This is a genomic window from Croceicoccus naphthovorans (assembly GCF_001028705.1).
GTDB lineage: Bacteria > Pseudomonadota > Alphaproteobacteria > Sphingomonadales > Sphingomonadaceae > Croceicoccus > Croceicoccus naphthovorans.
This window is the reverse complement of the sequence record NZ_CP011772.1, coordinates 72449-97931: the sequence shown is the minus strand read 5'-3', so window position 1 is coordinate 97931 and position 25483 is coordinate 72449. Positions and strand designations below refer to the sequence as shown.

The following is a 25483-nucleotide window of genomic DNA, read 5'->3' as shown; positions in this document are numbered from 1 at the left end:
GATCCGCGTGAATGGATCAAGGTTCATGCCGTCAGATCAACGGAAATGGTGGCGGAAAATTGACAGACGGAAGGCGACCATGTGCCTCGACATGGCAAAAGTCTGGCGACCTGCGAGTGCCCTTTGCCCGATGCAATGACGGCGTCGCACGTCACGTCGATAAGATCACCGGAAAGTCAATGGGGCCGTTTCGTTGTCTCGATTGTGATGAACTCCTGCAGCTTAGAATTTCGACGAGGGCGCGACCACATTTCGCGCATTTGCCGGATTCCCGCTGCGCAGGAGAAACGGCACTGCACGTCTATGCCAAGGAGCTGCTGCAACGGGAACGAGAACTCACCTTCACACCGCTCGTGTTGCGGAAGGAAGGCCTCGAGGAAATTGTGTTCGAGGGTGGTCGATTCAAGCTTGATCACGTCATCATTGAGGCGGATCGATCAGGCTTTCGACCGGATGCAATTGTTGCGCTATCCAGCAAGGAATTTGCCGTCGAGTTCAAGGTTGCCCACGCCGTTGACGATGCGAAGCAGGAGAAGGTCGCCGCTGACGATATTCCCATGATAGAAATTGACCTCAACTCCCTGAGGTTTCGGCAGATCAGGTTGGAGGAATTGGACGATGCAATCCTTCATGGTGCCGATCGCAAATGGATACACCATCCCGAACGCGGCAATGGACAGGCCCGTCTGGAGAGCCGGGTCGCTGCCAAGAAAGCGGAGCGCGGTCGGCGCCTCAAATTCCATATCGAGCGCAAGCCACGTGGCAACGTCGACTACGACTACCATCGGGAGTCACTGGCAGCGCTCGAAGACGCTGGTCTGCTCGACGCGATCGGCATGGCGGTGGATTGCCAACACTGGTTCTGTGTCGGCCTGCCGGTTTGGCAGGCAGCTGTGCTGGCCACGTGCATTGTTGCGCCTTCACGGACCTGCACCCCGGGGGCGAGGATCAAAGTCTGTGGCGACTGGCCGGACTACCGAGGCTATGCCAACCGTCTACCCGACTGGATGATCCGCAAAGATCTGAGTCCCTATCATTGGAAGAGGCTGGAAGAAGCGGGTTACTCGACATCCAGCTTCGGCAACGCGGATCACGCGGTTTTTTACTACTTGGCTCACCTTGCCGCCACGCAGGAAATCGTAGTGTGGGACCGGAATGAAGAGGCCTTCTTCGTCACGTCAGAGTTGCACGGCCGGGTGTACAGACTTCATGAACTGGGCTGGAAAATCCGCCGAGTGCTTGAAGCCGCAGGCGCCCCCGACCCCAATGAGGTCAAGGCGCGGTGGCTGCACAAATACAATGTCGATGGCGCATCGCCAGCGGAAATCGCGGGCAACGGAGGTGCCAGATACGATTTGCTCCTGTCGAGGGTAGATGCACTCGTGCGAATGGCGGACTCATACTATAACCCGGTTGTCGTTGACGACTTATGTGGACTCCCACTTGAGCCGATGCGTCAGAAGCGCTTGACGGAAATCGAAGAGCAGAACGCAAAACTGGCGCAAGCGAAAGCAGTGGCAGCGTTGGCACGCGGAAGTGATCTTGAGAACTCTGCGCGCGAAGGTCTTGGGCCCGATGCCAGGGCTTGGCTTAACCAGAACGTGGCGGACCCACCCCAACCGATCACAGAATGGGCAAGCGAAACCGACGGCAACCTGGCTCAGGCATTCTCCTTACTTCGCAAGGCAATTCGAGAGAGGAACGCTCGGTTGGCCGCAGCTGACGCTGTCCAGAACTATCAACGCCAACTCGAAGAAGCTGCCAGGAAGGCCTATCCTGACGAGACACGGGCCGGCCTCTTTGTCAGTTCTTGGCGTGCAAAATGTGATAGCCCGTCGGCGCTGCGGTCAATTCTTGAGAAGCTGCCCAAGACCCGGAGGTAAAGGGCGAAAGCCTCCCCGAGCCGGAGCCGCTTCGCTATCTCCGGCTATCCTTCTGCGACGGGCAGGTTCGTATGCTGAACGGCAGATATTGAGAATAACGATATGGAAAGCCGACTGACCGCAAACGGCCCAAAAATTCTGCTTCAGCCTGGCAATCAAGCTCGGCCGAACAGGCCGCCAAGTAGGGACCTCGGTCGGGATGGAGTTGAAAGTGCCGCCGCAGCCGTGAGACCAAGCACGTCGGTCAAGGCTTTTTCGAAACCCCGCGTTACGTCGTCGTAGCCTGTTTGTGCATGGACGATTTCATGCAGAAGCGTGCCAGCAAAGTCTGATACGGACGAGAGCTGATTCCGATGAATGACGATCGAGTTGGTGGAGCCGTCCCATAGGCCGAGCGCATCACTGCCAGTCGCAAAGTCCACCCGCATGGTGTTGCTCACCCGAACGGAATTCACCTGACCGGGAAGTCCACCAACCAGTTCGGCAATCGCGCCTGCCTTCTCGAAGATTGATCGTTCCGCTACCGTCAGAGCACCTGCCTCGACGAAATCAAACTCGAAACTGTCGTTCCACTCAGCCTGATAGAGACCAAGATCGCGGATTGGCTCTCCGCGAATATCGGTCATACCCCCGACTTCCTGCTGAATGATGTCGGGGATAGTGATGATCTCGATACCATCATTGCGCGCGTGATCGACCGAGGAGGCATTTGTCATGAGCTGGCCGGCGGTAACGAAAAGATAATTACCGCTTCCGCTAAGAATGCGGACGGCGTGAATTGCGACATCCTTCCACCGGACCTCGTCACTTCCGGAGCCGGATTGCAATGCCTGCAGCTGGCTGGCCAGTTCCTCGGCGATCTCGTTCGCGCTCGCGTTAAGCAGCATCTGCCTGACCCGGTCGGTATAGGCGGTGCGACCGACATTGGTCCGCTCGCGGTTGAGCGCTTTGCGCATAGGCTCGGTCAGGGCCGTGATGTTGTAAGAGAACGCAAAGTTGTCTTCCTCGGCGACAAGGAGCCCTGCCACGTATATGCGCGCTGACTGTCCTGGCTTTCGTCGGAGAATGTCGCCAATCCGGGTTGTTTCCAGCACCTCCTCGTCGGAGAATCGCAAGAAAAAGCCCATCGCCTTCGCCATTTGTTCGTCGCTCAAATCGCTCAGGATGACCTTGGTGCCGATCATAGCGGGATCGGGCGCTGGTTGGACTGCGGCATGGAGTGTTATGACGTCATCGAAATCGCGCTTGGCAACCTCAGCGAGGGTGATTTCGCCATAGGCTGACAGGATCACCACGGAGACGTTGTTGCGATGGAGCGTTGCCATCGCATCTTTCAAGCCGACGCCAAATTTGCCGATCACCTTGCCGGTGTTATGCAGCTTCTCCATATTTTCGTTCTGCGTAAAATGCTCGTACCGGAGCCCGCGCCCAAAATCGCGAATGACCCAGTCGCCGTCATCGGCCTTCATTACCTGAATGTCGGCGGTTCCGCTCAATTGCTGTTCGTCAATGGCATTGGCGATCAATTCGCGCACTGCGTGTGCGCTTTCCCATGATTCCAGGATCTTTTCGATGTTGAGATCGAACAAGCGCGCTTCGGTCATGGTTTCCCCTCAATCTGGCTTACCGCCATGATCAATAAAATAAGCCAAAAAGGCGTTCCTTTATCGGGCAGAAATGCTCGTTTAGCGCCAAATCAACCTGTTGCGGGAAAAGTCCGCTTCGACCAAGCAGATTTCGATAGCCGCCAGTCCGCAATTGATGCTGTGGACGGCTCTCCACCCCTCCTGCGGTAGCATCGCGGGATTGAGCTGGAAGGAGAGTCGAGATGGGCGAAGTGGTCACGATCGGTCTGGATATCGCGAAGTCGGTGTTTCAAGTGCACGGGGTTGGAGCGGATGGTGAGGTGCTGATCCGCTGCCGGTTGACCCGCGCGAGGATGCTGCCGTTCTTCGCGAAGCTGCCGCGCTGTCTGGTCGGTATCGAGGCGTGCAACAACTCGCATTACTGGGCGCGTGAGCTGAGCGCGCTTGGCCACGACGTGAAGCTGATGCCGGCGCAGTACGTGAAGCCCTACGTCAAGCGCGGGAAGAACGATGCGGCGGATGCCGAAGCCATCTGCGAGGCAGTGACACGCCCGACCATGCGCTTCGTCGCGGTGAAGAGCCCGGAACAGCAGAGCCTGATGATGCTGCACCGGGTGCGGTTGATGCTAAACCGGCAGCGAACGCAGATCTCGAACGCGATTCGTGCCCATATATCGGAGTTTGGCGTGGTAGCCCCGGTTGGCCGGCTCGGCGTCGAGCGACTTCTGGAGGTGGTCGCGGATACAGGCGATGACCGTGTCCCGGAAGATGCACGCTTGTGCCTACAGATGCTGGCAGCGCAACTCGACGGGGTGAAGCAGCAGATCCTCGAGAACGATCGGCGGGTGCTTGCCAGCGCGCGTCGAACGGAACTCGGTCGCAGACTGATGGATATCCCTGGCATAGGCCCGCTTCTGGCAAGTGCTTTCGTCGCCTCGGTGGCGGATCCGAGCGTGTTCAAGACCGGTCGCGACCTGGCGGCTTGGATCGGGCTCGTCCCCAAACAGAACTCATCAGGTGGGAAGGACAAGCTCGGCAGCATAACGCGGGCCGGCAACCGATACCTTCGGCAGATGCTCGTGGTCGGCGCGATGGCTGTGATCCGGTATGCTGAGCGACACGGCACGAAGCGGCCCTGGCTGATCCAGCTGCTTGCGCGCCGCCCAGCCAAGGTCGCGGCGGTGGCGCTGGCGAACAAGAATGCGCGCATGGTCTGGGCGCTGATGACCAGCGGCGAGCGGTATCGTGAGCCGATGCCGATGGCAGTGTGAGAGTTCAGCGCTGAGTACCGCGCTAACGATGTTGGAAAGGGCAAAGAGGAGTTGATGCACCAAGCCGGTTGAAACCGCCGGATCGGGAAAACCCATTTTGGGCCGTGGCGCTTCGAGCGCGAGCTATAGGTCGGGACCCGGTTCGCGCGAAAGGCATCATGGCCAGCGGCGCATGACAAAGCCGCATCGAAAGGCCGAACACATGGCCGCCTCAACCAGCGAAATGCAGAACTCCCGAAATCCCTTGCCAACGGAGGGCCGTCCACACACGGCCCGTTGCCGTCACCGGCAAGCGTTTGAATGTATGGCAATTTCTGGCGGACGGCTCCCAGCCTGGGGATGGCAGCTTGGTCGGCGGAACCTGCATTCCCATCCGCCACAAATTCTCTGATAACCCCTCGAATGATTCCACTCCACCAGCCCACCGATCCTTCGGCCTTGAAGCGCCTGTCACCGATGCTGCAGGCAGTGCGCCTGACCCTCGACTATATTGATGCCAACGGCCCTATCGGCCTCACGCCATCGCGCGCCCTCAAGCGCTATTTCGTCGAATGGGCAGCCGAAGCGATCGCATGGCCGGGGTACACGGCCGAAGACCTCTACGCCGTCAACAAGGTCCTCAATGAAGACGATTTCCCGCCGCTGGCCATCATGCACGAGCTGCTGCTGAGCGCCAGGCTGGCGCGGCACAGGCAGCGCGCTTTGCACATGACCCGGCTCGCCCGGCAATTGCGCTCCGACCCTGCCGAATTGTGGGCACTGCTTGCCCGGCAGTTCCTGTTTGCCACTGACCACACCGGTTACACACGCTTTGGCGACCGTCCGTTTGGTAACTGGGATATCTTCCTCAATGTCATCAATGTCGAGGCGCAGGACGGATTGAGCAAGGATCGCTTGTGCGAGGTGCTTTATGGCCCCGAGAAGTCGGATGGCCTGCTTGACGCGGTTCGCACCAGGGCGGCCCTGCACATTCATGTGCTGCGCCGGCTATGCTGGATGGGCCTGCTCGAAGAGGTGCGCACGGGCGAGGGATTTGAGCGCCAGGTGCACTACTTCAAGACCGCGATCTGGCACCAGGCTTTGAAGCTCGACACGGACATGCATCTGGCCCCCGTCACGCAGCACTGAACATCCGGGTGCCGTGTCCTGCGGCTGGCGCTGCACGCCGGAGCGGCCGGGCATTCGTCCATGCTGGCGCTGAACCGGTCAATGGAGGGGGAGGGGGGTCTTCACGATCGGATCAACCGAACGTGAAAGGACCCGGTCATGGGCGACAGAGCGCCAGTTCACATCACCATCGGCGGCACGATGCCGCGCGATGCCCTTGCCGAATTCGCAGGCATTGCCGACAGCTATGACCTGCGCGTCGAATGGGACGGCGAGCCGTTCGATCCGGCGGCGATCGTCGCGGGCGAACCGCTCGAGCTTTACGGCACCGAGCTCAACGGCGGGCAGCTTCCCGAGATCGACGATTTCTGCGTCCGGCACGGCCTCGTGTTCCGCCGCTGGTCGGGAGGATGCCTCGGCGCATTCCTGCCCGAGATTGTCGTCTTCGACGGATCGGGGCCCATGCGCGATTACACGGCGAGCGAGGATGAATACCTCCTCTTCCCGCCGTCCTGGATCAACAGCTTCACGCGGCTGCGCGAGCTGAAGCGCGCGATGGCGCGCGCCGAGATCACGGTCCCGCCGCTGGTCATCGCCTGACCGGCACGCGCTGCCGACCCGTGGCGGCTGGCGCGACCGCGCCGCCGCATGCCTTCCCATCCGGTTCGCTGTGTCCGTTCGCTCCCGCGCCTCCGGCGGCGGGGCAGGGGACCGTGCGGCCAATTCCCGATGACATCTGCCATGCCTCCTGTCCGGCTCACGCTCGAGCTTGCCTGCACGCGCGAGGAAGCTGCGCGCTTCGTCGCCGTGCTTGTCTTCCTCCATGATCATGCCAGTGATCCCGCCGCTGAGCCGGGCCCCGAGCTCGATGGCCTGTTTGGCCCGCAGGCGCGCGACACGATCCTCGGGATCGTCGGCCACCCGATGCCGCTCGGCCTCAATGCCCGTTACGATCACGTCGCGGGCGAGCTTGTCATTGCCGACGAGGACGGCGCGCCCAACCTTGCGGCGCTGCCGTTGCTGCTGCTCTGGCTCTATCCCGACAAGCTGCCGCTGGCCTGGTCGATGCAGATGGACGGACATCCGGGCGAGGCGGTCTGGACCATCGTCAGCCTCGACCGAATTGAGGTTCTTGTCGATCCCGCCCGGGTCAGAGCCCGGCTTGCCGCCCTGCGGGCCGCGCCGCGCGGTGCTCGCCGCTTCGACCTGCATCCTCGCCGCGGACCTGGCGACAAGCCCGACTGATCGCGCCTCAGGTGAGCGCTTGCTCCTGCCTTGGCGCTGGATCCCGGTGTGGCTTGGCCACGCGCGGGGGCAGGGCTTCGCCCTCTTTCCAGAACACATGGGTCACGCCCTCGCTCGCGAGCAGTGCTTCGAGCGGTTCGCCGGCCTCGTGGTCGCAGTCGTGGATATGGATCGCGGTCGCCTGTTCGCCGGTGTCCTTGAGTACCAGGCTTGCGATCGGCGTTTTGGCATCGAGATTGACGCGCAGGCCTTTCACGAACCGCCGCTTGTCAGCGACCGCGCGGGCAATGAGGTAGCGCTCGTCGCTGGTCTCGTACGGTATCCATTCGCCGGTGACCGGCATCAGCGCGACCTCGATCAGATCGAATGTGCCCTGACGGCGCCGCGCGAACGACCCGGCGATGACGAGGTGGCCATCGTTGCCCCTCGCGCTGTCCTGCGCCTGCCACAGCGCCAGTTCGCCCGCGAACCGCTTGTGGAAGCGCCGGACCATGTCGGGGTCCATGACGAAGGGCATGTCGCCGACATGGCGCAGGACGATGCGCTCGGCGCCATGGGCAGGCACGATCTCTTTGATCTCTCCGATCACCACCATCATGTCGCTCTTCGAACGATAGACCCGTTCGAGCGCCGCGCGGCGGCGGGCACGGATATCCTCTTTGTCTTCGAGCCGGAAAGTCTCGGGCACGAACAGCATATGGGGCAGGGCCTCCTGCTTCGCCTTGCAGGCAGCGGCGGCTTCGATCAGCGCGCGGCGCACCACGAACCAGCTGCGCTTGCCCGCCATCTTCGGGTGCCAATGCGTGAGTTCGGCCCGGTCCCACAGCACGTGGAGCAGCCCGCGCATGGTAAGCTTCTGGCCGCTCGATTTGACCGTCGGCTTGTCGTTGGTGAGCGCGGCGGGCGCGAGCCTTGCAGCGCCGCGCGAGAGCGGGAAGCCGAGCTTGAGGCTGGTCTCGCCGGATTCCTCATCGTCGATCACCGCGCTGCCGCGCACCTGGCCCATGCCGGTGAGGTGATCGGGGGCCTCGTAATGATCGCAGGCGGTCGCATGGCGCGCGCCCGATCCGGGCCAGCGCGCGAGCACGTAGCGCTCATTGCGATGGGCTATATAGAGCGGAAGCTCGCATCCGGGCCGGCATTCGCAAAGGACCGGCAGCTTGCGCGCATAGGCTTCGGCCAGAAGGGGCTGCAGGCGTTCTCCCTCGGGGACGACTTGCCCGAGCACACGGTATCGCTGGATCATGGGTTGGTTCTCCAATTCCTCGCGATCGACGCTGCCCGTTCGACCTCTCGCGCATCTCCTTTGTTGATTGTGCAGTCCCGGCATGGACCTGCCGGTTCAATCTATGCCTGCCCTTGCCGGGGGGCAAGCCCGCTGAACCCTGCCTGCGGCAGTGACATTGAGGGGCTGGACGATTTCCGGCTTACGCGCTTTCCGCGTGGTCGCCTTCTGCCTTGAGGCTTTCGATCACGCCTTCGGCGAGGCCGAGACACAGCGCGGCTTCCTCGCGATCGAGGTCGATACGCTCCGCCGAGAGGTCGGCGAGCTTTGTGCCGAGCACCTTGGCTACGGCCTCGGCGACCTGCAGCGCGCTGGGCATGGGAGGATCGTTTGCCATCTGTCTCGTTCCTGTCGGGGTTCAGTGCCGAGAATCGGCCCCGAGGGGTCCTTTCCGCTCCGCGGCAATCTATCCTGTGCCCGCCAGGGCGTCGAGCCTGACGCTCCGGACGATTCTCTGGTGTCCTGCGGTGCAGCGGTTCCGCTGGGGCGGAATGCGAAGGGGAGGGTCATGCGGTCAGGCTGCTGATGTCGTGGATGCGGATCGAGACAGGGCAGGGGGAGGGGCACCCCGGCGCCCGCGCCCCGCGCGGGCTTGGGGCAACCCGCTCTACTCGCTAGGGCGCGCGTCGACGCTGGCGCGCCGCCGCCCGCCCAAGCTCGCCGGCATGGATGCCGGCCCTTCGGGTGACGATCGGGGCCAGGGGGCGTGGGGCAGACGTGGAATGCTGTCTGGTTGGTTGAACGCGGGGTAGGGGGCTTGCTTGCAGCAGCGGTGCTGTCCGAAGGCATTGCCGCCGCCACTGGCATCATGGAGCTGACTCCTGCGACTTCCATCACGGCGTCATGATTCTTCGCACGGTTCCGCTGTCGATTTGTCGGCAGGCTGGACCTTTGACCAGACCGCTTCGGTCCCTGGAAACGACATCCCCTGGCTGGCCGTGAATGGTCGGTGGAACGCGATCAGGGTTGGACCCTCCCCGAACTCTTGTCCCGCGCGCCTCGCCAGTTTGAGCCGCACGACCGTGTAGCAGTGATTCATCCTGTCCTCTTGGGGGGCAGGGCAGGCACGAACGTGCCCGATCCGGAACGAAGCTCCATGTCCGACCTCCAACATGCCTGAACTGGCGCAAACCGCCCTTTGCCAGCCGATGAACCCTGCGGCGCCCGTCCCGGCCGGCAACCGGAAAAGCAGCGGACCGTGAAGCCCTGCGGGCTTGCCGCACCACTCCTCGCTTTTGCCGGTTTCCCTCACGCCTGCGCGAAGCTTGGCGCTCGGTGCAGCCCGGGCCTTTGCGCGCCGCCGATCGCGTTCATCGGCGGGCGGTTCCGCCGAATTCAAGCAGGAGAAAACCCATGAAGAACCTCGTCATTCTGATCGGCCGCATCGCCAGCCAGCCCGAAACCCGCCGTGCCGGCGAGACCGAAATCACCGGCTTCACGCTGGTCACCGATCGCCCGAAGCTGGTCGATGGCAAGACGGTCAAGAACGAAGCGGGCTACACCGAAACCCTCGCAGAATTCCACCGCATCACCGCTTTCAACGGGCTCGGGGCCTCGGTCGCCAGGCACAAGCAGAAGGGCGATCTGGTCGAAGTCCAGGGCCGCCTCCACTACTCGAAGTGGACCGACAAGGAAGGCATCGAGCGCTACGCGGTCGAAATCGTCGCCGAGGAGGTCCTGTTCCTCTGACGCCAGGCCGGGAGGCGGCGCTGTCCATCGGGCAGCGCCGCTTCACCCCTGTGCGCAATAGTCAACGCCGCGCGATGTTTTCGCACTTGCAGCATTGCAGGGAGCAACCCATATTGGCGCTGCCTTTCAGGCATCCTCTCCCAAACTTTTGACGGGGGCTGGCGCAAGCTGGCCCCCTTTTTCTTGGCCAGCGGCCCTTGCGAGCCCGGCGCTGTCATTCGTGACACTTTGCCGGGAGATGGAGTGGCAGCCTTGCAGAGGGCTGGGTGACATTTCTGACCGATAGGCCCTTTGTGAGGCATTTCTGGCTATGATCGGCGATGCGAATGGGTGAAACCGGGAGGGCTAATCCGGGCATCCTGCGAAGCCCCGGGCAAAGTGTCACAAGCGACAAACGACATCTTTCGGGTCAAAGGGGATTCACAGGATTCACGTTTTGTGCTCAATACTGATCCATGGAACGACAGGCACAGATCTCAGGCGTCGGAGGCATCTACGCGGTCCTGGCCGAGGCATCGAACCGGCCGCGCTATGCCTTCCTGGTTCTTCAACTCATCGCGGAAATCGCCGACGGGCGAGGGCAGGCCGGTCCCTTCGTGGCCAGTTCGCCTGGCGCAGGGGAAGGGGAGCCGGCCCTGCTGCGCGACTGGCTCTGCACCCAGCTCCTGCCGATGAGCGAGCAGCCTGCGCGACGCGCGGCGCTGCGCGAGCGCGTCGAGGCGGGTCTCAAGGACGAGCTCACCGGCAGGCCCGAGATCGACGAACCGCATATCGAGGCCGCCGTGGAGGAACAGGTGCTCTCGGTCGGCCGTGCCAATGTCAGCCGGGCGACGTCTGATCTCGTGCGCGCCGGGCTCGTCACGCGCCACTACGCGGGCTATGCCACCAACCACAAGAACCGCGGCGGCGGGCGCCATGCGGTCTATGTGGTCAAGCCCGCCGTGCTACGGCTGTTGCGCAAGCCTGCAGCAGTGTCGGCGGTTTCGGCATCGCGAATGCCGCGCCAGGGCGAGCTGTTTGCGGCTTAACGCCTGACCCGTTCAACCAAGTACCTGACCCAAAAGGCCAAGAAGGTCTCGCACTGTTACGATGTGCGCTCGCCCATGGCGTTGCAGACTCAGTAGGTCCGCCTTGTCGCCCGTCACGAGGTAATCTGCTTCACCGACTTGCGCCATTGCCAGCAAGTAGTTGTCCCAGGGATCGCGTGAGACGTCAACGCTCGGCAGGTTTTCGATCATTTCCGCAAGCCCGCTCAGCTCATTGACGAGCCGCCCGGCCAGGGCAGGGGAAAGGCGTGCGCAAATCTTCGGATATCGAGTGACCCGCCGCAATTCTTCGAGCTGATCGGCGCAGGAGAGCAGCCGGAAGCGTGCTTGCCGCCAATGAGCCAGCAACTGGCCAGGCGGCGCGCTTTCGGACAGCAGTGCGCTCACCAGAACGTTGGTATCGATGATGATGCGCAATCTGGTGGTTCCAGGCGATCAGGTCGCTGAGGATCAGTTGGAGCGCGCGGCCGCCACGGCCTCGTCGATCAGGGCGTCGAGTTCTGCGGGGTCGGTACCCGCAAAGGCTGATCGGGCCTCGTTGACCGTGAGATCGAACAGGCGCCATTTCACGGCATCTTCGATGAACTTCGACAAGTCGCCCTTCTTCATGCCGCGCTGGGCAAGGTATGTGCGCAGGTCGATATCCGTGCGGCTATCGACATTGACGGTCCATCGTGTGACTTCTTCACCCATGGTTTGGTCCTTTTGATTGGATAGGCGTATAACAGGATAAGCGCTTAAGCGCAAAATGATATGTCCGCCGGACGAGTACCACTGGATGGTCTCAGAAAGCGTGTGCGGGCTCGCAGCGAAACATCACAGAAAAGCATCTAACCCATTGATAATATTTAACATAATCTTTGTTATCAATCTTGACGGACATTCCGCCAAGTAGAAGTGCCGCGGTTCTAATCTTTGCAGCTTACAGCCCCTTCGGATCTTCAGTTTGAAATCGGCGCTTGTGCTGCGAGTCCAATCCGTCGCATTACGTCGACGAACTCGGATTGAGCGACGATTGCACGAATTCACATGACCAGGGCGGCAATTCATCCAGATCTCTTCACGTGGGCCCGTGAGCGTGCTGGCTTGAGCATAGAGGATCTGGATCATCGTTTCCCCAAATTGGCATTGTGGGAAGCTGGCGAAGCTCAACCCACGATCAAGCAGCTACAGTCCTTCGCTAATGCCGTACACGTGCCGGTGGGCTACCTCTTCTTGCCTGCTCCCCCGCAGGAAGAACTTCCAATTCCGGATTTTCGGACTGTGGACGGTCGCGGTGTTCACCGCCCGAGCCCGAACCTCATCGACATGGTCTACGCGTGCCAGGAACGGCAGGGTTGGTTCAAGGATTATGCCCGTGCGGTGCGCCTGCCCGAACTGGCGTTCGTTGGTAGCGCCACGCTGAATGAACGACCCGTTGCGGTCGCGGCGCGCATGGCAGAAGCCTTGTCGTTTGATCTTGAAGCACGAGCGGCTTGCCGAACCTGGGAAGACGCATTGCGGTTGTTCATCGGGCACGCGGATAGCATCGGCGTCTTGGTCATGGTCAGCGGGGTCGTTCTCAGCAACAACAGTCGGCGACTCGATCCTGAGGAATTCCGGGGCTTTGCTCTCGTCGATCCTCAGGCGCCGCTAGTTTTCATCAACGGCTCGGACAGCAAATCTGCGCAGATGTTCACGCTTGCTCATGAGTTGGCGCACCTGTGGCTTGGGGCGTCTGGCATCTCCAATGCCAGTGCTGCGCCAGTTGCTGGATTTCGGCGAGAGGAAGTCTGGTGCAATGCTGTGGCAGCCGAACTGCTCGTTCCGCTGGCTGCCCTGCGCCAGAATCTGATTGCCGACGAACCTCTCGAAAGTGCGATCTCCCGTCTTACCCGTCGTTACAAGGTCAGTAGTTTGGTAATCCTGCGACGCCTGCTTGATGCCAATTGGTTGACGAGGGAAGCCTTCGATGCAGCCTGGGCGGCAGAGCGGGCGCGGTTACGCGCCATTGCGGAGCGTGGTGGGGGCGGCGGGGATTTCTATCGCACGACCCTTTCGCGCGTCAGTCGGCGCTTTGCGCGTGCGCTCGTTGAAAGCACACTTGAGGGACAGACCCTTTATCGCGATGCCTTTCGTATGCTGGGTGTCGCCAAGACCGAGACGTTCAACAATATCGGCCACGAAGTGGGGGTGTTGCCTTGAGCCGCTACCTGCTGGACGCCAACGTCTTCATCCAGGGCAAGAACCTTCACTACGGCTTCGATTTCTGTCCGGCCTTCTGGGACTGGCTTGTCGAACAAAATCAGGCGGGCGTTGTCGCAAGCATCGAAAAAGTCAGCGACGAATTGGTAGGCGCTGGCGACGAACTTGCCGACTGGGCGACCGAGCGTGGCCGACCGTTCTTTCTCGCCCCGGATGATGTGGTTTTGCCTGCCTTGGGTGAAGTTTCTGCCTGGGCCACGGGCCAGAACTACGAACCAGCTGCGATCGCGACCTTCCTCCAGGTCGCAGACTATTGGCTTGTCGCCCATGCAAAGGCCCACGAATCTATTGTGGTGACCCATGAAGTACCTTCGGAGTCGGTCCGCAAGATCAAAATTCCAAATGCCTGTATCGCACTCGGGATAACCTGCGTTTCGCCATACGAGATGCTGCGTCGTGAGCGTGCCCGCTTCGTCCTTGGCGCAGCCGCGTAGATTTGACGATTAGAGTAGCTTGCGTCGCAGACTGATACCTACCTCCTCAGGACCTATAAGCGGCTGTCTTCAGCGCTGTTGGCCTGATCGAGCAAATCCATGAAAGTGCGCGCCGCATCGCGGTCCAGCGGATCCTTGAACGCGACATCGAGGTCGGGTGCCGAGCCCAGCATGTAGAGCAGCGACCACATGGCGAACCTGCGCCCCTTGTCGGTCTCCAACCCGAACTCGACCTGCATGCGTTCGATGCCGCTTGCCATCCCTTCAGCGGATACGTTGGCAAGGTCGTCAGTCCCGAAGAACCGCCGCATCTGGTCGTCAAATTCCATGACCCAATTCCCAATCGATCAATTCAAAAGGCGTCCTTGCCGACCCATGCTCTTACGAAGCTGCGCTGCCCGTGACGCGAGAGCGAAAGCCGTCAAAATATTTCGCATCAGCGGGAGTGCCAAACGCTGATGTGGCCCCTTCCATCAGCAAATCGCGCAGGTTCACCCGGTCTCGATCCTTGCGGATCAGTTCGCACACATAGTCGTTGACCGTGCCCATGCCGCGCGCCGATACCTCGCCCTGAGCGAACGCCATCAATTCCGGCGGTACGTAAATCGTCATCTTCACCATCCCGGCAATCTAGCGCGCCGCCCCCGTGTTTGGCGAGCCTGCAATGCGTAACGCACTTGCAAACTGGTGATGACGGATTTCTCCCCACGCGTTCGCGATCGATTTCAGAAGGAGCGGCCCTGTCAAGATTGCCGCACTCGATCCCGCGCGCCTTGCAGCCGCGCTCCTGCGGGTGCGGTGCTTCCGGAATTGGGCCGCCGGCACTCTTGCCTCCGGCACCGTCGCCGTCCCGCACCCGTGGCAGGCACGGGCCCCGCGGGACGACGGACTTGCTCCGGCAAGGGGTCCGCTATTGGTTGCTGGCCGCGCCGTCGTCGGCGCTGTCCAGGGCGATCCCGCCGGCCTCCCTCGAGCGGGCACAAAGGTGCCCTGTGGGAGGCCTCAAGAGCGGGTCGCAGTCGGTGCGGTGTTTTGCTGTTCACCCCGAACGCGCCCTCCCCCTCCGGGCTCGCGCGGTTCGGGGGCAAAACCTTTTCAACTCTCTCATCTCCGTGGCCGAGCGAAATCGGCATCGCCAAAGCATGACGCCTGGGAGCTGGCGACCATCAAGGATCGCGGGTGCCCCCCGATTATTGACCGTGCTGCGGCTTCGCCTTGACGGACAATAATCGGCTCCCCCCACGCCCGCTTGGCGCGGCGGCGTGGCCTGCGGCAACGCCGTCCTGTGACGGCCTGACTCCGGCGTCCTTCAAGGCTCATCTTTCATCGCGGTGATGAGAGAGACAGATCCTTCGGAGGATATCATGACCACTCGTTTCTCGAACTTTTCCGACCTTGCCGAGCACTATGCGCGTGAGGTCCAGACGCCCGACTATGCCCGGGCCTTCATGGAGCAGACCGAACTTTCCCGACTTTCGGTCGCCGACGAACCGAGCTCGGCCGAAATGCCCGATCCCGATATCGCGCAGGCTGCGATCGAGATGATGCTGGCAACGGTTTTCGACCTGTTTCGCGACACCCGCATGGAGGACTTCGCAAGCGAAGTCGCCTGGGGCGTCGCCAACAGCTTCCACGTGGTGGCCAAGCGCCTCGATGACCGCGAGGATGCCATGGCGAGAAAGCTTCAGGAGAAGCTGCGCGAATACGATCCGAGCGAAGTCTACGCCACCGACGTCGAGGACCTCACCATGCAGGCCAGGAGCCTCGCCGAGTGCCGCGACGCGATGGAGTGCATGCGCGATCATGCCGCCTCGATCTATCTTGTCGAAACCGGCCGTCCCTTCTCGCCGGTGCGCGGGTCGCGGGTCTCGATGAAAAACAACGCATCGATGATCGAAGCGCGCGATTATCTCGCATCGCAGCGCGCACAACGCCGTGAGCAGTTCGCTCCTTCGGGACCGGTCGTGGTGTTCTCGGGCGGGCAGCAATTTACCGACATTGGCCAGGTGCACGATTACCTCGATGCCGTGCGCGAACGCATTCCCTCGATGGTGCTGGCAACCACCGCGCAGAACAAGGGCGCCGATGTCATCGCTGCCTCCTGGGCATCGCGCCAGGGCGTGCCGGTGATCCTGTGCAAGCCCGATGCATCGCGCGGGGCTTCCGCACCCTATCAGCGCAATGCAAGGATGCTTGCGTTCAAGCCGGTCGAAGCGATCGTGTGCAGCGGCGGTGGCATTCAGGCGAACCTTGCTGACCGGTTGCGCGAGGCACGCATTCCCATGCACATCGTGCGCGAAGCGGGCGCCGATAATGGACCCGTACAGCGCCAGGCGAAGGCTGAAGCGCAAGCCGGCCCGCAAGCAGCAAGGCGCGCCGCCAATGGGGACGATCTCCCGCCATTCTGAGCGGCCAGGACTTGCATCCACGGTTCTCGCAAAAGGGGTGTCCGGTCTCACCGCCGGATGCCCATTTTTGCTGTCGATTGCGCACTCCCATGCCCGGCTCGCTCGCATGCTGACCCCGCCAGTGACGGCCGATGGCCTGCTGGCGGCACGGCATGGCTCTCATCGGCCGGGCGGGATGGATAGGGGGTATTCCTTCTCGCAGATTTGCCAAGCGTGATGACCGCCATTGGCCCGCGTCAAGAAGGGCGGTTCCCCCAATTTTTTGCGCGTCCTGCGGCTGCGCCTTGGCTCGCGAAAAAATCGGCTCCCCCACCCCCGCTCACGCGGCGGCCCTGCGGCCCGTTCTGTGACCCGCGCCAAGCGCGATCATCCTGCCTCGAGACCTCTTTTCAAGTGCTCTCAATAGGAGGTTTTCATGAACGCTCTCGTTTCCCGTTTCGACATTCCCGAGTTCGATCGCTTTGGCTACGACGCCGCCATTCGCACCGCGACAATGCGCGCCGCGCACAGCTTCTTCGACTGTCACGTGATCGAGGACGAAGACGGCTCGTTCCGGGTTGTCGAGGAAGGCGACTACAACGCGCTGCCGATCCACCTCATCGACCGGATCGTCCATACGGTCCAGGGTCAGATGGCCGACGACTTCGACGAAGACAACATTGCCCGCGCCGCCAGCTTCATGAGCGTGCTGATGGACGCCGACTGGGACGATGACTGTCCGTTCTGACGCGCCATCATTCAAACGGGCCGGAGGGATCCGATGTGGGTCTCTCCGGCCTGTTCTTTTTGCATGATGCAAAAGCGCCGCCGGGCATGTCTAATACCCGGCGGCGCTGGTCTCTTGCCGAGACCGGTTTCAGCTTGCCGACAAGCGCTTTTCCGCCTCGTCGAGCCCGAGCTTGCCGAGCATTGCAAAGAACGCTTCGACCCGCTCGAACGGCGCCTTGCCAAGCGGGCTTTTGCGCATCAGTTCGATGCTCGATTTCTGCTCGTTATCGCGCAGCTTCGCTTCACGCGCTGCGAGCGCGTCGCGATCCTTGGCGATGGCTCGACGTTCGGCTTCAAGGCTTCCTCTTCTGGCCATGATGATACTCCTGGGTGGTGCTGAAACCTCCCGGCCGTAAGCCTTGCCTGGACATGCGCTCTTTGCAAGCCTTCACGCATCGCCAGGCGCAAATTCATGACCAATTGGCAAAGTAAAATGCATCGGCGTCAGCGCCATATCTTGCCTTGAAGGCCCTTCGCCATATCACCGGAAATCCAGATGACTCCGCGAGCAACGGCTTGGGTGGGATTGATTGGAAGAGTAGCAGACCGTACACGGCAGAGCCGTTAGACGATTTGGCGGAATTGCGCGCGTATACAGCAATCGTCTCCGTGTATCACAAAGTGTGCAAATTGATGAACACAAATGCAGACAACGCAAATGCGCCATTTAGGGCGTAATACACTCGAATACGGCAGGCGTCGGCCTTCCCTTCCCTTGCCAAGCCATCGACGATGGCCTAAAACATCCAGGCGCAATCCCCACCGGGCCCTTTTCGAAGGGTTTGGTGATGACAGAAACAGTCCTGATTTCGGTCCGGCTTCCCGGATCGGTTGCCGAGGCGGCCAATGCCGCTGCGGCCTCGCGCAATATCTCCCGATCCAAGCTCCTGCGAATCGCCATCGAGCGTTTCCTTGACGACCTTTCCGGTTCGTCCGAACAAGATCGTCGGCGGCAGTTCTCGGCCGAGTATACCTTCCTCGCGCTCGACCTCATGGTCCAGCGCGAATATCCCGAGGTGCACGATGAACTCCTGACCGAAGCCGAGCGGCGCATGGAGGTCTTCCATGGCGGGGCCTGACACCTGGTCCGACCGCGCTCGACCGGGCAAGTTGCAGCACCATTCGGCGCGCGGAACCATGCCGCGCAATGCCGGTGATTTCACCCGCGGCTCGCAGCTCATCACTCATGAATTCCTGATGTGGTTTGCCTCTGCCCGGCTGCCCTTCCTGGTCTGGTTCTTCACCTTCCTGTTCGTGCTCTCGGTGGTCCTCGCGCTGCGGCTTCACGAACACGAAATCGAGATGATCCTGATGCGGACCTATGCCGCCGGTTGGGCCTTTATGGAGTTCTCGCCGAGCAAGGTGATCAACCTTACCGTGCCATCGGGCGAAGTGATCCCGGCACCGATTTCGATGGTGGCCTCGCACCCCGATGTGGTGATCGCCTGGAACAAGCTCATGCACGCCATTTGGGGTTCGCTGTTCATCTCGCTGTTCGTCGCCGTCCCGCTCGCGGTCTGGTTCGTCGACTTCTCGAAGCGGCGCGGAAAGTCGATCCTCGAGGAGCGACATCAACGCGGCGCGATGCTGGTCGATGGGGCAGAGCTCGCCAGTGTCATCAACGCCCACAACCGCGCGCTTTTGGACCAGGAGATCGCCGAGAAACTGCCCGGCAAGAGCTTCGATCAGGTGATGGCAATGAGCCTCGAAGACCGCAAGGCGGCGGGAATACATCATGTCTATTCGATGGCAGGTATCCCCTTCCCCTGGCGCACCGAACAGTCGCACACGATGATGATCGGCTCGACCGGTACCGGCAAGACAACCCAGATGCGCGCACTTATCGCGCAGATGCGGGTGCGGCGCGACCGGGCTGTCGTTTTCGACCTCACTGGCGCCTACGTCGAGACCTTCTACAACCCGGAAACCGACATCATCCTCAACCCGATGGACGAGCGTTGTCCGTCCTGGTCGGTGTTCGGCGAAGCGAAAAACCACGCCGATTTTACCGGCATCGCCGCGGCGCTGCTGCCCGCAGATGGCGGCGGCGCAGAACCCTTCTGGATGCTCGCTGCGCGCACGCTGTTCGTGGAATCCTGCATCAAGCTCATCAAGGAAGGTCAGGCGACCAACCAGGCACTCGCGAACCGCCTCATGATGGCCGACCTCAAGGCGGTCCACAACATGCTCGAGAACACCGTCGCCGATCCGCTGACCGCGCCCGAGGCGGCCAAGATGGCGGAATCGATCCGGGCTGTGTTCAACACCAACGCGCAGGCCCTGCGCTTCCTCCCTGAGGGCAAGGAGCCGTTTTCGATCTGTGACTGGATTCGCGTCGAGGACAAGCCGGGTTCGATCCTGTTCATTACCTCCTCGCACAACGAACTGGTGCTCAACCGGGCGCTGCTGTCGCTGTGGATGAACCTCGCGGTCCATACCCTGATGCGCCTGCCGCGCACGCGGGACCTGCGCACCTGGTTCTTCTTCGACGAGGTGCATGCGCTCCACCGCCTGCCGGCAATCGAGGACGGTTTGCAGACCGCACGAGGTTTCGGCGGCGCCTTCGTGCTCGGCATCCATTCGTTCGCCAAGCTCTCGGAGACTTACGGCAAGGAGGGCGCGCAGAACCTCGCCTCGCTGGCGCGCACCAAGCTCATCCTGGCCGCGGCCGACCGTGACACCGCCGAGCATTGCTCGGACTATATTGGCCACCGCGAAGTGCGAATGATGGATGAAGCCTACAGCTACGGTTATTCCAACATCCGCGACGCCGCGACAATCACTCCGCGCTCCGAAGTCCAGCCTCTGGTGCTCCCCGACGACATCATGAAGCTGCCCTCGCTGCGCGGCTTCGTGGTGTTCCCCGAAGGCTTCGACGCCGCTCGGATCAAACTCGCCTGGAAGGACTATCCCAAGGTTGCCGATGGCTATGTCCTGCGCGAGAATGTCGAGCCGATCGAGTTCTCGAATGCCGCTGGCGGTGAGGCTGACGGTGCGGAAGACAAGGGTGGCCGGGAGACCAGGGATGAGCTCCAACCTGCAAATCTGATTCTGCCCGATGAGAAACAGGCAAGGCCCGCTGCGGCGGTGCCGGGGCATGATGAGGCAGAGCCTCAACCGCCGCAGGTTGTCGCCGAGAGCGGCGCGCCAGCGGTCCGTATCGCAGCGACAATGGCGTTCCGTGCGGGCAGCGCCTCGCCTGTCGCCGACACCCATTCCCGCCATGCGCCAAGCGAGGCGAAAGCAATCACACAGTCAGCTGCCAAAGCGGCAGGACAGCGCGCGAACCAGAACGCGCGCGAGCTGGGTGAAGCGCTTGAACCGGAGACCCGGATCGAGCGATCCGCGGGCGGGCCAAAAGGCACCGATGAACCCGAGATCGCGCCTGATGACGGCATGGAGATGTAGGCCATGCACTCGATCGCAGCGGTTCGTTCGTCCGGCGGTGCTGCCGACTATTTCGCGAACGACAACTACTACACGGCAGAAGAGAACGCGGAAGCGGGGGTCTGGGCTGGCGAGGGTGCGCGCGCACTCGGGCTCGAGGGAACGGTCGGGCGCGATGCGTTTGAAGCCATTCTCAACGGCCATCTGCCCGATGGCGAGAAGGTGGGGCAGGTCGAGGGGCGCAGGCTGGGTCTCGACCTCACCTTTTCCATGCCCAAATCCGCCTCGATTCTGGCTCTGGTCTCAGGCGACCGGCGGATCATGGATGCCCATATGGCGGCGGTGCGTTCGACCATGTCGCAGCTCGTCGAGAAGCAGTATGCCGAAGGCCGCAATTACGAGCGCAGTCGCAGCGGCGAGCCTGAGAAGACCGGCAACCTCGTCTATGCCCTGTTCGCCCACGACACGAGCCGCGCGCTCGATCCCCAGGGGCACATTCACGCCGTCGTCGCCAATCTTACCCGCGACCTCAAGGGCAACTGGAAGGCGCTGTGGAACGGCGAGATCTGGAAGAACAACACGACAATCGGCCAGTTCTATCACGCCGCTTTCCGCGCCCAGCTCCAGAAGCTCGGTTATGAGACCGAGGCATCCGGCAAGCATGGCGCCTTCGAGATCAAGGGCGTACCTACGGCTGTCATCAAGGCGTTTTCGACCCGGGCAAACGAGATTGAGGCGAAGATCGCCGAGACCGGAGCGACCCGCCTCGCCACCAAGAAGCAGATCACCCTCTACACCCGCGACCCCAAGCTCGCAGTCGAGGATCGGGCGGCGCTGGTCGAAGGCTGGAAGACCAGCGCCGCCGAACTGGGCTTTGACGGCAAACCCCTCATCGCCGAGGCCGTGGCGCGAACCGCCCATCAGGTCCGCCCTTCCTTGCGCGAAACGGCGAGCCAGGCCTTTGCTGAAGTCGCGGAACGGATCAGCGCTGCCATGCGGCCGCCAAGTGCGCTCGCGGTCAGCGGCCCGGCCGCGCTCTTCCTTTCCGCCGAGACGATCAAGGCCCAGCATGCCACTGCCTCGGCGATCCGGCACCTTTCGGAGCGCGAGGCCGCCTTCAGCCCGCAGGCGATCCTGAGCGCCGCGCTCGGCTTCCAGATCAAGGGGCTCGAAGGGGGCGCTGTCGCCCTGCGGATCGGCGAACTGGTACGCGAGGGGCATCTGATCCCCGGCAAGTCCGACCGGCTCGATGGGCACTACGATCTCGTGACCACGCCCGCAGCGCTCGGGCGAGAGCAGCAGATACTGGACCGGATTGATGCCGGAACCGGCAAGGGCCGGGTGTTCATGGCGCCCGACGTGGCTATTGTGCGGCTCCAGGCGGCGGCACGCGAACTCGGGATCGAGCGCGCGGCTAGCGATGGCTGGCAGCTCAATGCCGGACAGCTTGCCGCGGGCGTGGCCGTGCTGTCGGGCAAGGACCGCTTCCTCAACATTCAGGGCGTGGCGGGCGCGGGCAAGTCGACGCTTCTGGGAGCGCTCGACAAGGTGCTGGCCGCCGAAGGGGTCAAGCTTGTTGGCCTCGCCTTCCAGAACAAGATGGTTGCTGACCTGCGCGGCGGAGGCTCGGGCGCGATGACTGCCGAGCAGATGCGCGAGGCCGGGATCGAAGCCTGGACCATCGCCAGCTTCGTCAACCGCTATGCCGGGCCCGCCGCGCAAGGCGAGGGCGAACGGTTCGAGACCGCGCGCACCGCACTCCAGAACACGGTCATCATCACCGACGAAAGTTCGATGGTCTCCTCGCGCGACATGGCGAGCCTGACCATGATCGCCGAGCGGCTAGAGCTCGCCAAGGCACCGTTCATGGGCGACCGCCAGCAGCTCTCGGCGATCGAGCAGGGCAAGATGTTCGCGGTATCCCAGGCCGCCGGGCAGGCGACAGTCAGGATGGACGAGAACATCCGCCAGAAGGGCTCGCCGCTGCTGCTCGCGGTGGCCGGCCTGTCGAACGAAGGCCATGCCGGCCTGGCGCTCGATCTCCTGGCGGCGCACGGCCGGGTGATCGAGGACAAGGCCGACCATATTGCGGCCGCCGCCGACCTCTGGTTGTCGCTTGCCCCAGAAGAGCGCGCGCGCACAGCGATATTCACGGCGGGCCGCGACGACCGCACCCGGATCAACGGCCTCGTGCAGCAGGGCCTGCTCAAGGAGGGCAGCCTCACCGGCCCCGGCATCCCCTTCTCGACCCTGCAAAGCGCCAACGCCACCCGCGAGGAGATGCGCTTTGCCTCGACCTACCGGCCCGGCCAGGTGCTCGAAGCGCGGATGGACGTGCGCGAGCTGGGGCTGAGGCGCGGCGAATATGACGTGGTGGCGATCGGCCGCGATGGCAAGGTGACGCTGGAGCGCGAGGGCAAGCGCAAGGTCATAGATCCGGACCGAATCGATCCGCAGCACCGTTTCGACCGGATCGGGCTCTACGACCGCAAGGACATTATCCTCCATCGCGGCGAGACGGTGTTCTGGCGCGAAAAGGATGCCGCCCGTGACATCGCCAAGTCGACCTATGCGACGGTCGTCTCGGCAACTGGGCAAGCCGTGACGCTTGAGCTTGCCGACAAGCGGCAGATGACTCTCGCCTCCAGCGATCCCATGCTGCGGCGGCTTGACCTGGGCTATGCGCTCAATGCGCACATGGCGCAGGGCATGACCCAGGCCCAGGCAATCGAGGTGATCTCTTCAAGGCAGCGCAACCTCGCCACCCAGCGTACCCAAAACGTGCTCAATACCCGCGCGACGGACGACATGCGGGTCGTGACCAACGACCTCGAGGCGCTCAAGTTTCAGCTCGACCGGACGCCGGGCAACAAGACCTCGGCGCTCGAGACGGTCGGCAGGCTCGAGGTTGACGCGCGGCCCGCGAACCCGATCGAGCCTCGCCAGCTCCCCGAACTCAGGATGAGCCCGGAACTGAAGGCGAAGCTCGATGCTGTCCTTGGCCCGGTCGCAGCGCCGACGGTGCGCCAGCTCCCCGTCCCGGAAAAATCGCTGGGACTGGACCTGTGAGGCCCCTGTCCTTGCTTTCGCGCGAGCGGCGCATGCGCCTGTTCGATGGCTGCCAGGCGGCACTTGTCTGGCTGGCGGTGCTCGCCAGTGTCGTTGCCGACCGCGAGGTCGAGAGTCTGGCGCTTGCCGCCATCGCGGCCGTGGCGCTCGCCGCGGCCTTCGTTGCGCTTTGCCCCGTGGCCCCAGCCCCGCGCCCGCGAGATGCTTCACCCATGACCAGGGAGGACGAGACCCATGTCCTATGACCATCAGGAAATCGGCGACTTTGCCAACGAACGCGACGCTCAGGACTGGGCCGAGCGCAATGGCATCGATGTTCGCGACCTGCATCTGCGCGCGGTGCGCGGGCGCGGCGTGACCTTGAGCGTGCGCCGGTCGGCGCTCGGGGATTCTGCAACCAGCGACCTCTCCTACGGTCGCCGGACCGGCTTTTTCTAACCAATGAGGAGATCACCCATGAAGATTTACCTGTCGCTCGCGCTGTTTGCCCTTGGCGCTCAACCTGCCCTCGCTTCCTCGCCTGTTTCGAGCAATGCCCAGGCTGCGGCCGATCCCGGCATCTCCATCGCCTCGGTGCGCGCACAGGGAGTGCAGCGCGTCGCTGATGCCCTGTCGGCCGAAATGGGCACGAAGGCTGGCGCGACCACGCGCGAACCGGTGGAAGTGCTGAAGGCGCGGGTCAAGGCGATGAAGCGCCCTGTCCCATCCGATGCGCCGCCGCCTTGCGAGGATTGTCCTGAAAAGGTCACAGAGCCTCGCCCCAGTTCTGCCAGCCAGGCCCGCAACCACGACTGCATCGACTGCGTCGAGGAAGCGATCCTGGCCTGACCAGAAGGCGCGGTCCGGGCCGCCTCCCACCGGTCCGCGCCAATTGTTCACGCAAGCCGGCACTGGGCAATATTTGCTCGATCGGCTATCAGCGGCAGGCACCGTCCGTGCTCCGGACGGTATCCTCCAGCAAGACTGCACGCGCCAAGGCCCATGATGTCATCCCGCTCCCACGCCTCCAGGTTCCACGACGGCACTATTGAACCCGGTGCGCGCGGGCCGATCCTGCGCGACGATGACGGGATGTGCTGGCGGCTCGGATTTGTCGATGAAACCACTGCCAATGGGCTGAAGGGGCGCGTCCGCGTGCGCGGGCGCATCGTCGAGGTCGACCGGATCGAGGTCGAATACGTCGAGATACAGGACGGCGCCTGAGGCACTCAGATCAGCTTTCCGTAAGTGTCCGGCTTGCCCACAGCAGAGCCTCCCAATCCTCGGGCGGGTTGCCCTTCTCGAGCATGGACTTGAACACGGCATAGGCATCGGTCTTCGCACCATAGGTGCGAAGCGTGTCGCTGTCGTTGACCCACGCGAAGATGATGATCTTCGCTGCGGTCGAATAGCGGAAGAACAGGCGGAAGCGGCCATTTCCGAACTTTGCCCGAAACCAGTGCTTGCGCCCCGGACCCAGCGTCCCGCCCTGGCGGAACTCTGGGCGAGCGGGATCGATGGGGATCACCTCGAACATCAGTTTGCGGAGCGCTGCCAGAAGTTTGGCATTGGCAGTCGACGCGTATCCACCCGGATCCTTCTCGCGGGCGCGTTCAACCGCGAGCGTCAACTTCTCAAGCTGTTCGAGAAAAAGCGGATGAGCGTAAAGCGTCCAACCGTTGACCGTCAGCCCTTCAGGAATGGGTTTCTTCTTCAAAGGGCGACGTCGCCATCGATCGCGTCATCGAGATCGACCGGAACATCGGCGGTGAGCGCCGTGATGCGCGCTGCCAATTCGGGGCCAAGCGCCTTCACGGCCTCGGGATGACGCTTCAGATCGGCCGCCAGAAAGTTCAGGAAGCTGTCGATTGCCGGATCTTCGTTGTCGTCGGCCCGGCAGACGGTAACCCCCCCATCGCTCACGCGAAAGGCAATGCGGCCGCCATAGTCGACGCCAAGCGCCTGACGCACAGCCTTGGGGATCGTCGTTTGACCCTTGGCGGTGATGGTGCTGATTTCTTCGAGTGAGATCGCCATGATGCTCTCCATGTCGGGGATTAAGGTAAGGAATAATTCTTACAT

28 protein-coding genes are annotated in these 25483 nt (G+C 62.4%); 18 read left to right on the top strand and 10 right to left on the bottom strand.

What is annotated here, in order from left to right; genetic code table 11:
* The first annotated feature begins 11 nt into the window (after positions 1-11).
* Positions 12-1883 carry a competence protein CoiA family protein gene (locus tag AB433_RS19095; protein WP_156170935.1) on the top strand — a complete coding sequence of 624 codons (1872 nt, stop codon included), beginning with the start codon at positions 12-14 and terminating at the stop codon, positions 1881-1883.
* 155 nt (positions 1884-2038) lie between these two features.
* Here the strand turns inward: AB433_RS19095 and AB433_RS19090 are convergent, their stop codons facing one another.
* Positions 2039-3487 carry an ATP-binding protein gene (locus AB433_RS19090; RefSeq protein ID WP_047824690.1) on the bottom strand — a complete coding sequence of 483 codons (1449 nt, stop codon included), beginning with the start codon at positions 3485-3487 and terminating at the stop codon, positions 2039-2041.
* 224 nt (positions 3488-3711) lie between these two features.
* Between AB433_RS19090 and AB433_RS19085 the strand changes: the two genes are divergently transcribed.
* The 4 genes from AB433_RS19085 (at position 3712) to AB433_RS19070 (ending at position 7092) form a co-directional block, all read left to right on the top strand.
* Positions 3712-4740 carry an IS110 family RNA-guided transposase gene (locus AB433_RS19085; protein ID WP_047824688.1) on the top strand — a complete coding sequence of 343 codons (1029 nt, stop codon included), beginning with the start codon at positions 3712-3714 and terminating at the stop codon, positions 4738-4740.
* A 438-nt stretch (positions 4741-5178) separates the two neighbouring features.
* Positions 5179-5868 carry a hypothetical protein gene (locus tag AB433_RS19080; RefSeq protein ID WP_245626770.1) on the top strand — a complete coding sequence of 230 codons (690 nt, stop codon included), beginning with the start codon at positions 5179-5181 and terminating at the stop codon, positions 5866-5868.
* A 138-nt stretch (positions 5869-6006) separates the two neighbouring features.
* Positions 6007-6447: a hypothetical protein gene (locus AB433_RS19075; RefSeq protein ID WP_047824684.1), complete on the top strand. Its 441-nt coding sequence runs from the start codon at positions 6007-6009 to the stop codon at positions 6445-6447.
* A gap of 129 nt (positions 6448-6576) precedes the next feature.
* On the top strand, positions 6577-7092 hold the full coding sequence (locus AB433_RS19070; RefSeq protein WP_156170934.1) for a hypothetical protein: 516 nt from the start codon (positions 6577-6579) through the stop codon (positions 7090-7092).
* A 7-nt stretch (positions 7093-7099) separates the two neighbouring features.
* Here AB433_RS19070 and AB433_RS19065 read toward each other — a convergent pair whose 3' ends face one another.
* Together AB433_RS19065 and AB433_RS19060 are read right to left on the bottom strand one after the other, a co-directional pair.
* A complete protein-coding gene (locus tag AB433_RS19065) occupies positions 7100-8338 on the bottom strand; it encodes a DUF1173 domain-containing protein (RefSeq protein WP_047824680.1) in 1239 nt (412 codons plus the stop codon).
* A gap of 181 nt (positions 8339-8519) precedes the next feature.
* A complete protein-coding gene (locus AB433_RS19060; protein ID WP_047824678.1) occupies positions 8520-8714 on the bottom strand; it encodes a hypothetical protein in 195 nt (64 codons plus the stop codon).
* 1016 nt (positions 8715-9730) lie between these two features.
* Here AB433_RS19060 and AB433_RS19050 point away from each other — a divergent pair.
* Both AB433_RS19050 and AB433_RS19045 read left to right on the top strand, forming a co-directional pair.
* The gene (locus AB433_RS19050) at positions 9731-10066 is read left to right on the top strand and encodes a single-stranded DNA-binding protein (RefSeq protein ID WP_047824674.1); all 336 of its coding nucleotides are present in this window, start codon (positions 9731-9733) and stop codon (positions 10064-10066) included.
* 455 nt (positions 10067-10521) lie between these two features.
* Complete coding sequence (locus tag AB433_RS19045; RefSeq protein ID WP_047824673.1) at positions 10522-11094, top strand: hypothetical protein; 573 nt, start codon at positions 10522-10524, stop codon at positions 11092-11094.
* 12 nt (positions 11095-11106) lie between these two features.
* Here AB433_RS19045 and AB433_RS19040 read toward each other — a convergent pair whose 3' ends face one another.
* Both AB433_RS19040 and AB433_RS19035 read right to left on the bottom strand, forming a co-directional pair.
* On the bottom strand, positions 11107-11529 hold the full coding sequence (locus tag AB433_RS19040) for a putative toxin-antitoxin system toxin component, PIN family (protein ID WP_047824671.1): 423 nt from the start codon (positions 11527-11529) through the stop codon (positions 11107-11109).
* Positions 11530-11562: 33 nt separating this feature from the next.
* Positions 11563-11805, bottom strand: coding sequence for a ribbon-helix-helix domain-containing protein (locus tag AB433_RS19035; RefSeq protein WP_047824669.1), 243 nt, complete (start codon positions 11803-11805; stop codon positions 11563-11565).
* A 336-nt stretch (positions 11806-12141) separates the two neighbouring features.
* On the opposite strand from AB433_RS19035, the gene AB433_RS19030 reads away from it, so the two are divergent.
* Positions 12142-13296, top strand: a complete 1155-nt coding sequence (locus tag AB433_RS19030) for an XRE family transcriptional regulator (protein ID WP_047824667.1) — start codon at positions 12142-12144, stop codon at positions 13294-13296.
* Entirely contained in the window at positions 13293-13790 is a 498-nt protein-coding gene (locus AB433_RS19025; protein WP_047824665.1) for a DUF4411 family protein, read from the top strand. The genes AB433_RS19030 and AB433_RS19025 overlap by 4 nt, the downstream gene beginning before the upstream one ends.
* Positions 13791-13843: 53 nt before the next feature.
* Here AB433_RS19025 and AB433_RS19020 read toward each other — a convergent pair whose 3' ends face one another.
* Positions 13844-14119: a hypothetical protein gene (locus AB433_RS19020; protein ID WP_047824663.1), complete on the bottom strand. Its 276-nt coding sequence runs from the start codon at positions 14117-14119 to the stop codon at positions 13844-13846.
* Between the two features lie 52 nt (positions 14120-14171).
* On the bottom strand, positions 14172-14402 hold the full coding sequence (locus AB433_RS19015; RefSeq protein ID WP_260182012.1) for a ribbon-helix-helix domain-containing protein: 231 nt from the start codon (positions 14400-14402) through the stop codon (positions 14172-14174).
* Positions 14403-15154: 752 nt separating this feature from the next.
* Here AB433_RS19015 and AB433_RS19010 point away from each other — a divergent pair.
* Both AB433_RS19010 and AB433_RS19005 read left to right on the top strand, forming a co-directional pair.
* Positions 15155-16198, top strand: coding sequence for a DUF2493 domain-containing protein (locus AB433_RS19010; RefSeq protein ID WP_047824659.1), 1044 nt, complete (start codon positions 15155-15157; stop codon positions 16196-16198).
* Positions 16199-16613: 415 nt separating this feature from the next.
* The gene (locus AB433_RS19005; protein WP_047824657.1) at positions 16614-16925 is read left to right on the top strand and encodes a hypothetical protein; all 312 of its coding nucleotides are present in this window, start codon (positions 16614-16616) and stop codon (positions 16923-16925) included.
* A 129-nt stretch (positions 16926-17054) separates the two neighbouring features.
* On the opposite strand, the gene AB433_RS19000 is transcribed toward AB433_RS19005, so the two are convergent.
* Positions 17055-17282 (bottom strand): hypothetical protein, encoded by a 228-nt coding sequence (locus AB433_RS19000; protein WP_047824655.1) that lies wholly within the window; start codon positions 17280-17282, stop codon positions 17055-17057.
* A gap of 472 nt (positions 17283-17754) precedes the next feature.
* Between AB433_RS19000 and AB433_RS18995 the strand changes: the two genes are divergently transcribed.
* From AB433_RS18995 to AB433_RS18965, 7 genes are all read left to right on the top strand, one after another.
* Positions 17755-18045 (top strand): ribbon-helix-helix protein, CopG family, encoded by a 291-nt coding sequence (locus AB433_RS18995; protein ID WP_037486438.1) that lies wholly within the window; start codon positions 17755-17757, stop codon positions 18043-18045.
* Entirely contained in the window at positions 18032-20374 is a 2343-nt protein-coding gene (locus tag AB433_RS18990) for a type IV secretion system DNA-binding domain-containing protein (RefSeq protein ID WP_047824653.1), read from the top strand. Before AB433_RS18995 ends, AB433_RS18990 begins: the two co-directional genes overlap by 14 nt.
* Before the next feature lie 3 nt (positions 20375-20377).
* A complete protein-coding gene (gene mobF / locus AB433_RS18985; RefSeq protein ID WP_037486434.1) occupies positions 20378-23422 on the top strand; it encodes a MobF family relaxase in 3045 nt (1014 codons plus the stop codon).
* Positions 23419-23667, top strand: a complete 249-nt coding sequence (locus AB433_RS18980) for a hypothetical protein (RefSeq protein WP_037486431.1) — start codon at positions 23419-23421, stop codon at positions 23665-23667. The genes mobF and AB433_RS18980 overlap by 4 nt, the downstream gene beginning before the upstream one ends.
* Positions 23657-23860, top strand: coding sequence for a hypothetical protein (locus tag AB433_RS18975; protein WP_037486428.1), 204 nt, complete (start codon positions 23657-23659; stop codon positions 23858-23860). Before AB433_RS18980 ends, AB433_RS18975 begins: the two co-directional genes overlap by 11 nt.
* An 18-nt stretch (positions 23861-23878) precedes the next feature.
* Positions 23879-24250 (top strand): hypothetical protein, encoded by a 372-nt coding sequence (locus AB433_RS18970; RefSeq protein ID WP_037486425.1) that lies wholly within the window; start codon positions 23879-23881, stop codon positions 24248-24250.
* A 156-nt stretch (positions 24251-24406) separates the two neighbouring features.
* Positions 24407-24625, top strand: a complete 219-nt coding sequence (locus AB433_RS18965) for a DUF5818 domain-containing protein (protein WP_245626769.1) — start codon at positions 24407-24409, stop codon at positions 24623-24625.
* Between the two features lie 10 nt (positions 24626-24635).
* Here AB433_RS18965 and AB433_RS18960 read toward each other — a convergent pair whose 3' ends face one another.
* Together AB433_RS18960 and AB433_RS18955 are read right to left on the bottom strand one after the other, a co-directional pair.
* Positions 24636-25118, bottom strand: coding sequence for a type II toxin-antitoxin system YhaV family toxin (locus AB433_RS18960; RefSeq protein WP_281177814.1), 483 nt, complete (start codon positions 25116-25118; stop codon positions 24636-24638).
* Positions 25115-25438 carry a type II toxin-antitoxin system PrlF family antitoxin gene (locus tag AB433_RS18955; RefSeq protein WP_037486419.1) on the bottom strand — a complete coding sequence of 108 codons (324 nt, stop codon included), beginning with the start codon at positions 25436-25438 and terminating at the stop codon, positions 25115-25117. The genes AB433_RS18960 and AB433_RS18955 overlap by 4 nt, the downstream gene beginning before the upstream one ends.
* Positions 25439-25483: the final 45 nt, after the last annotated feature.

Excerpts from the sequence above, each read along its gene's own strand:
- AB433_RS19010 (WP_047824659.1), top strand. The coding sequence starts at position 15,155 with ATGACCACTCGTTTCTCGAACTTTTCCGACCTTGCCGAGCACTATGCG.
- AB433_RS19060 (WP_047824678.1), bottom strand. The coding sequence starts at position 8,714 with ATGGCAAACGATCCTCCCATGCCCAGCGCGCTGCAGGTCGCCGAGGCC.
- AB433_RS18990 (WP_047824653.1), top strand. The coding sequence starts at position 18,032 with ATGGCGGGGCCTGACACCTGGTCCGACCGCGCTCGACCGGGCAAGTTG.
- AB433_RS19045 (WP_047824673.1), top strand. The coding sequence starts at position 10,522 with ATGGAACGACAGGCACAGATCTCAGGCGTCGGAGGCATCTACGCGGTC.
- AB433_RS19050 (WP_047824674.1), top strand. The coding sequence starts at position 9,731 with ATGAAGAACCTCGTCATTCTGATCGGCCGCATCGCCAGCCAGCCCGAA.
- AB433_RS19070 (WP_156170934.1), top strand. The coding sequence starts at position 6,577 with ATGACATCTGCCATGCCTCCTGTCCGGCTCACGCTCGAGCTTGCCTGC.
- AB433_RS18955 (WP_037486419.1), bottom strand. The coding sequence starts at position 25,438 with ATGGCGATCTCACTCGAAGAAATCAGCACCATCACCGCCAAGGGTCAA.
- AB433_RS19075 (WP_047824684.1), top strand. The coding sequence starts at position 6,007 with ATGGGCGACAGAGCGCCAGTTCACATCACCATCGGCGGCACGATGCCG.
- AB433_RS19005 (WP_047824657.1), top strand. The coding sequence starts at position 16,614 with ATGAACGCTCTCGTTTCCCGTTTCGACATTCCCGAGTTCGATCGCTTT.
- AB433_RS18965 (WP_245626769.1), top strand. The coding sequence starts at position 24,407 with ATGTCATCCCGCTCCCACGCCTCCAGGTTCCACGACGGCACTATTGAA.
- AB433_RS18975 (WP_037486428.1), top strand. The coding sequence starts at position 23,657 with ATGTCCTATGACCATCAGGAAATCGGCGACTTTGCCAACGAACGCGAC.
- AB433_RS19085 (WP_047824688.1), top strand. The coding sequence starts at position 3,712 with ATGGGCGAAGTGGTCACGATCGGTCTGGATATCGCGAAGTCGGTGTTT.
- AB433_RS19020 (WP_047824663.1), bottom strand. The coding sequence starts at position 14,119 with ATGGAATTTGACGACCAGATGCGGCGGTTCTTCGGGACTGACGACCTT.
- AB433_RS19090 (WP_047824690.1), bottom strand. The coding sequence starts at position 3,487 with ATGACCGAAGCGCGCTTGTTCGATCTCAACATCGAAAAGATCCTGGAA.
- AB433_RS19030 (WP_047824667.1), top strand. The coding sequence starts at position 12,142 with ATGACCAGGGCGGCAATTCATCCAGATCTCTTCACGTGGGCCCGTGAG.
- AB433_RS18970 (WP_037486425.1), top strand. The coding sequence starts at position 23,879 with ATGAAGATTTACCTGTCGCTCGCGCTGTTTGCCCTTGGCGCTCAACCT.
- AB433_RS19015 (WP_260182012.1), bottom strand. The coding sequence starts at position 14,402 with ATGACGATTTACGTACCGCCGGAATTGATGGCGTTCGCTCAGGGCGAG.
- AB433_RS19095 (WP_156170935.1), top strand. The coding sequence starts at position 12 with ATGGATCAAGGTTCATGCCGTCAGATCAACGGAAATGGTGGCGGAAAA.
- AB433_RS18995 (WP_037486438.1), top strand. The coding sequence starts at position 17,755 with ATGACAGAAACAGTCCTGATTTCGGTCCGGCTTCCCGGATCGGTTGCC.
- mobF (WP_037486434.1), top strand. The coding sequence starts at position 20,378 with ATGCACTCGATCGCAGCGGTTCGTTCGTCCGGCGGTGCTGCCGACTAT.
- AB433_RS19000 (WP_047824655.1), bottom strand. The coding sequence starts at position 17,282 with ATGGCCAGAAGAGGAAGCCTTGAAGCCGAACGTCGAGCCATCGCCAAG.
- AB433_RS19035 (WP_047824669.1), bottom strand. The coding sequence starts at position 11,805 with ATGGGTGAAGAAGTCACACGATGGACCGTCAATGTCGATAGCCGCACG.
- AB433_RS19065 (WP_047824680.1), bottom strand. The coding sequence starts at position 8,338 with ATGATCCAGCGATACCGTGTGCTCGGGCAAGTCGTCCCCGAGGGAGAA.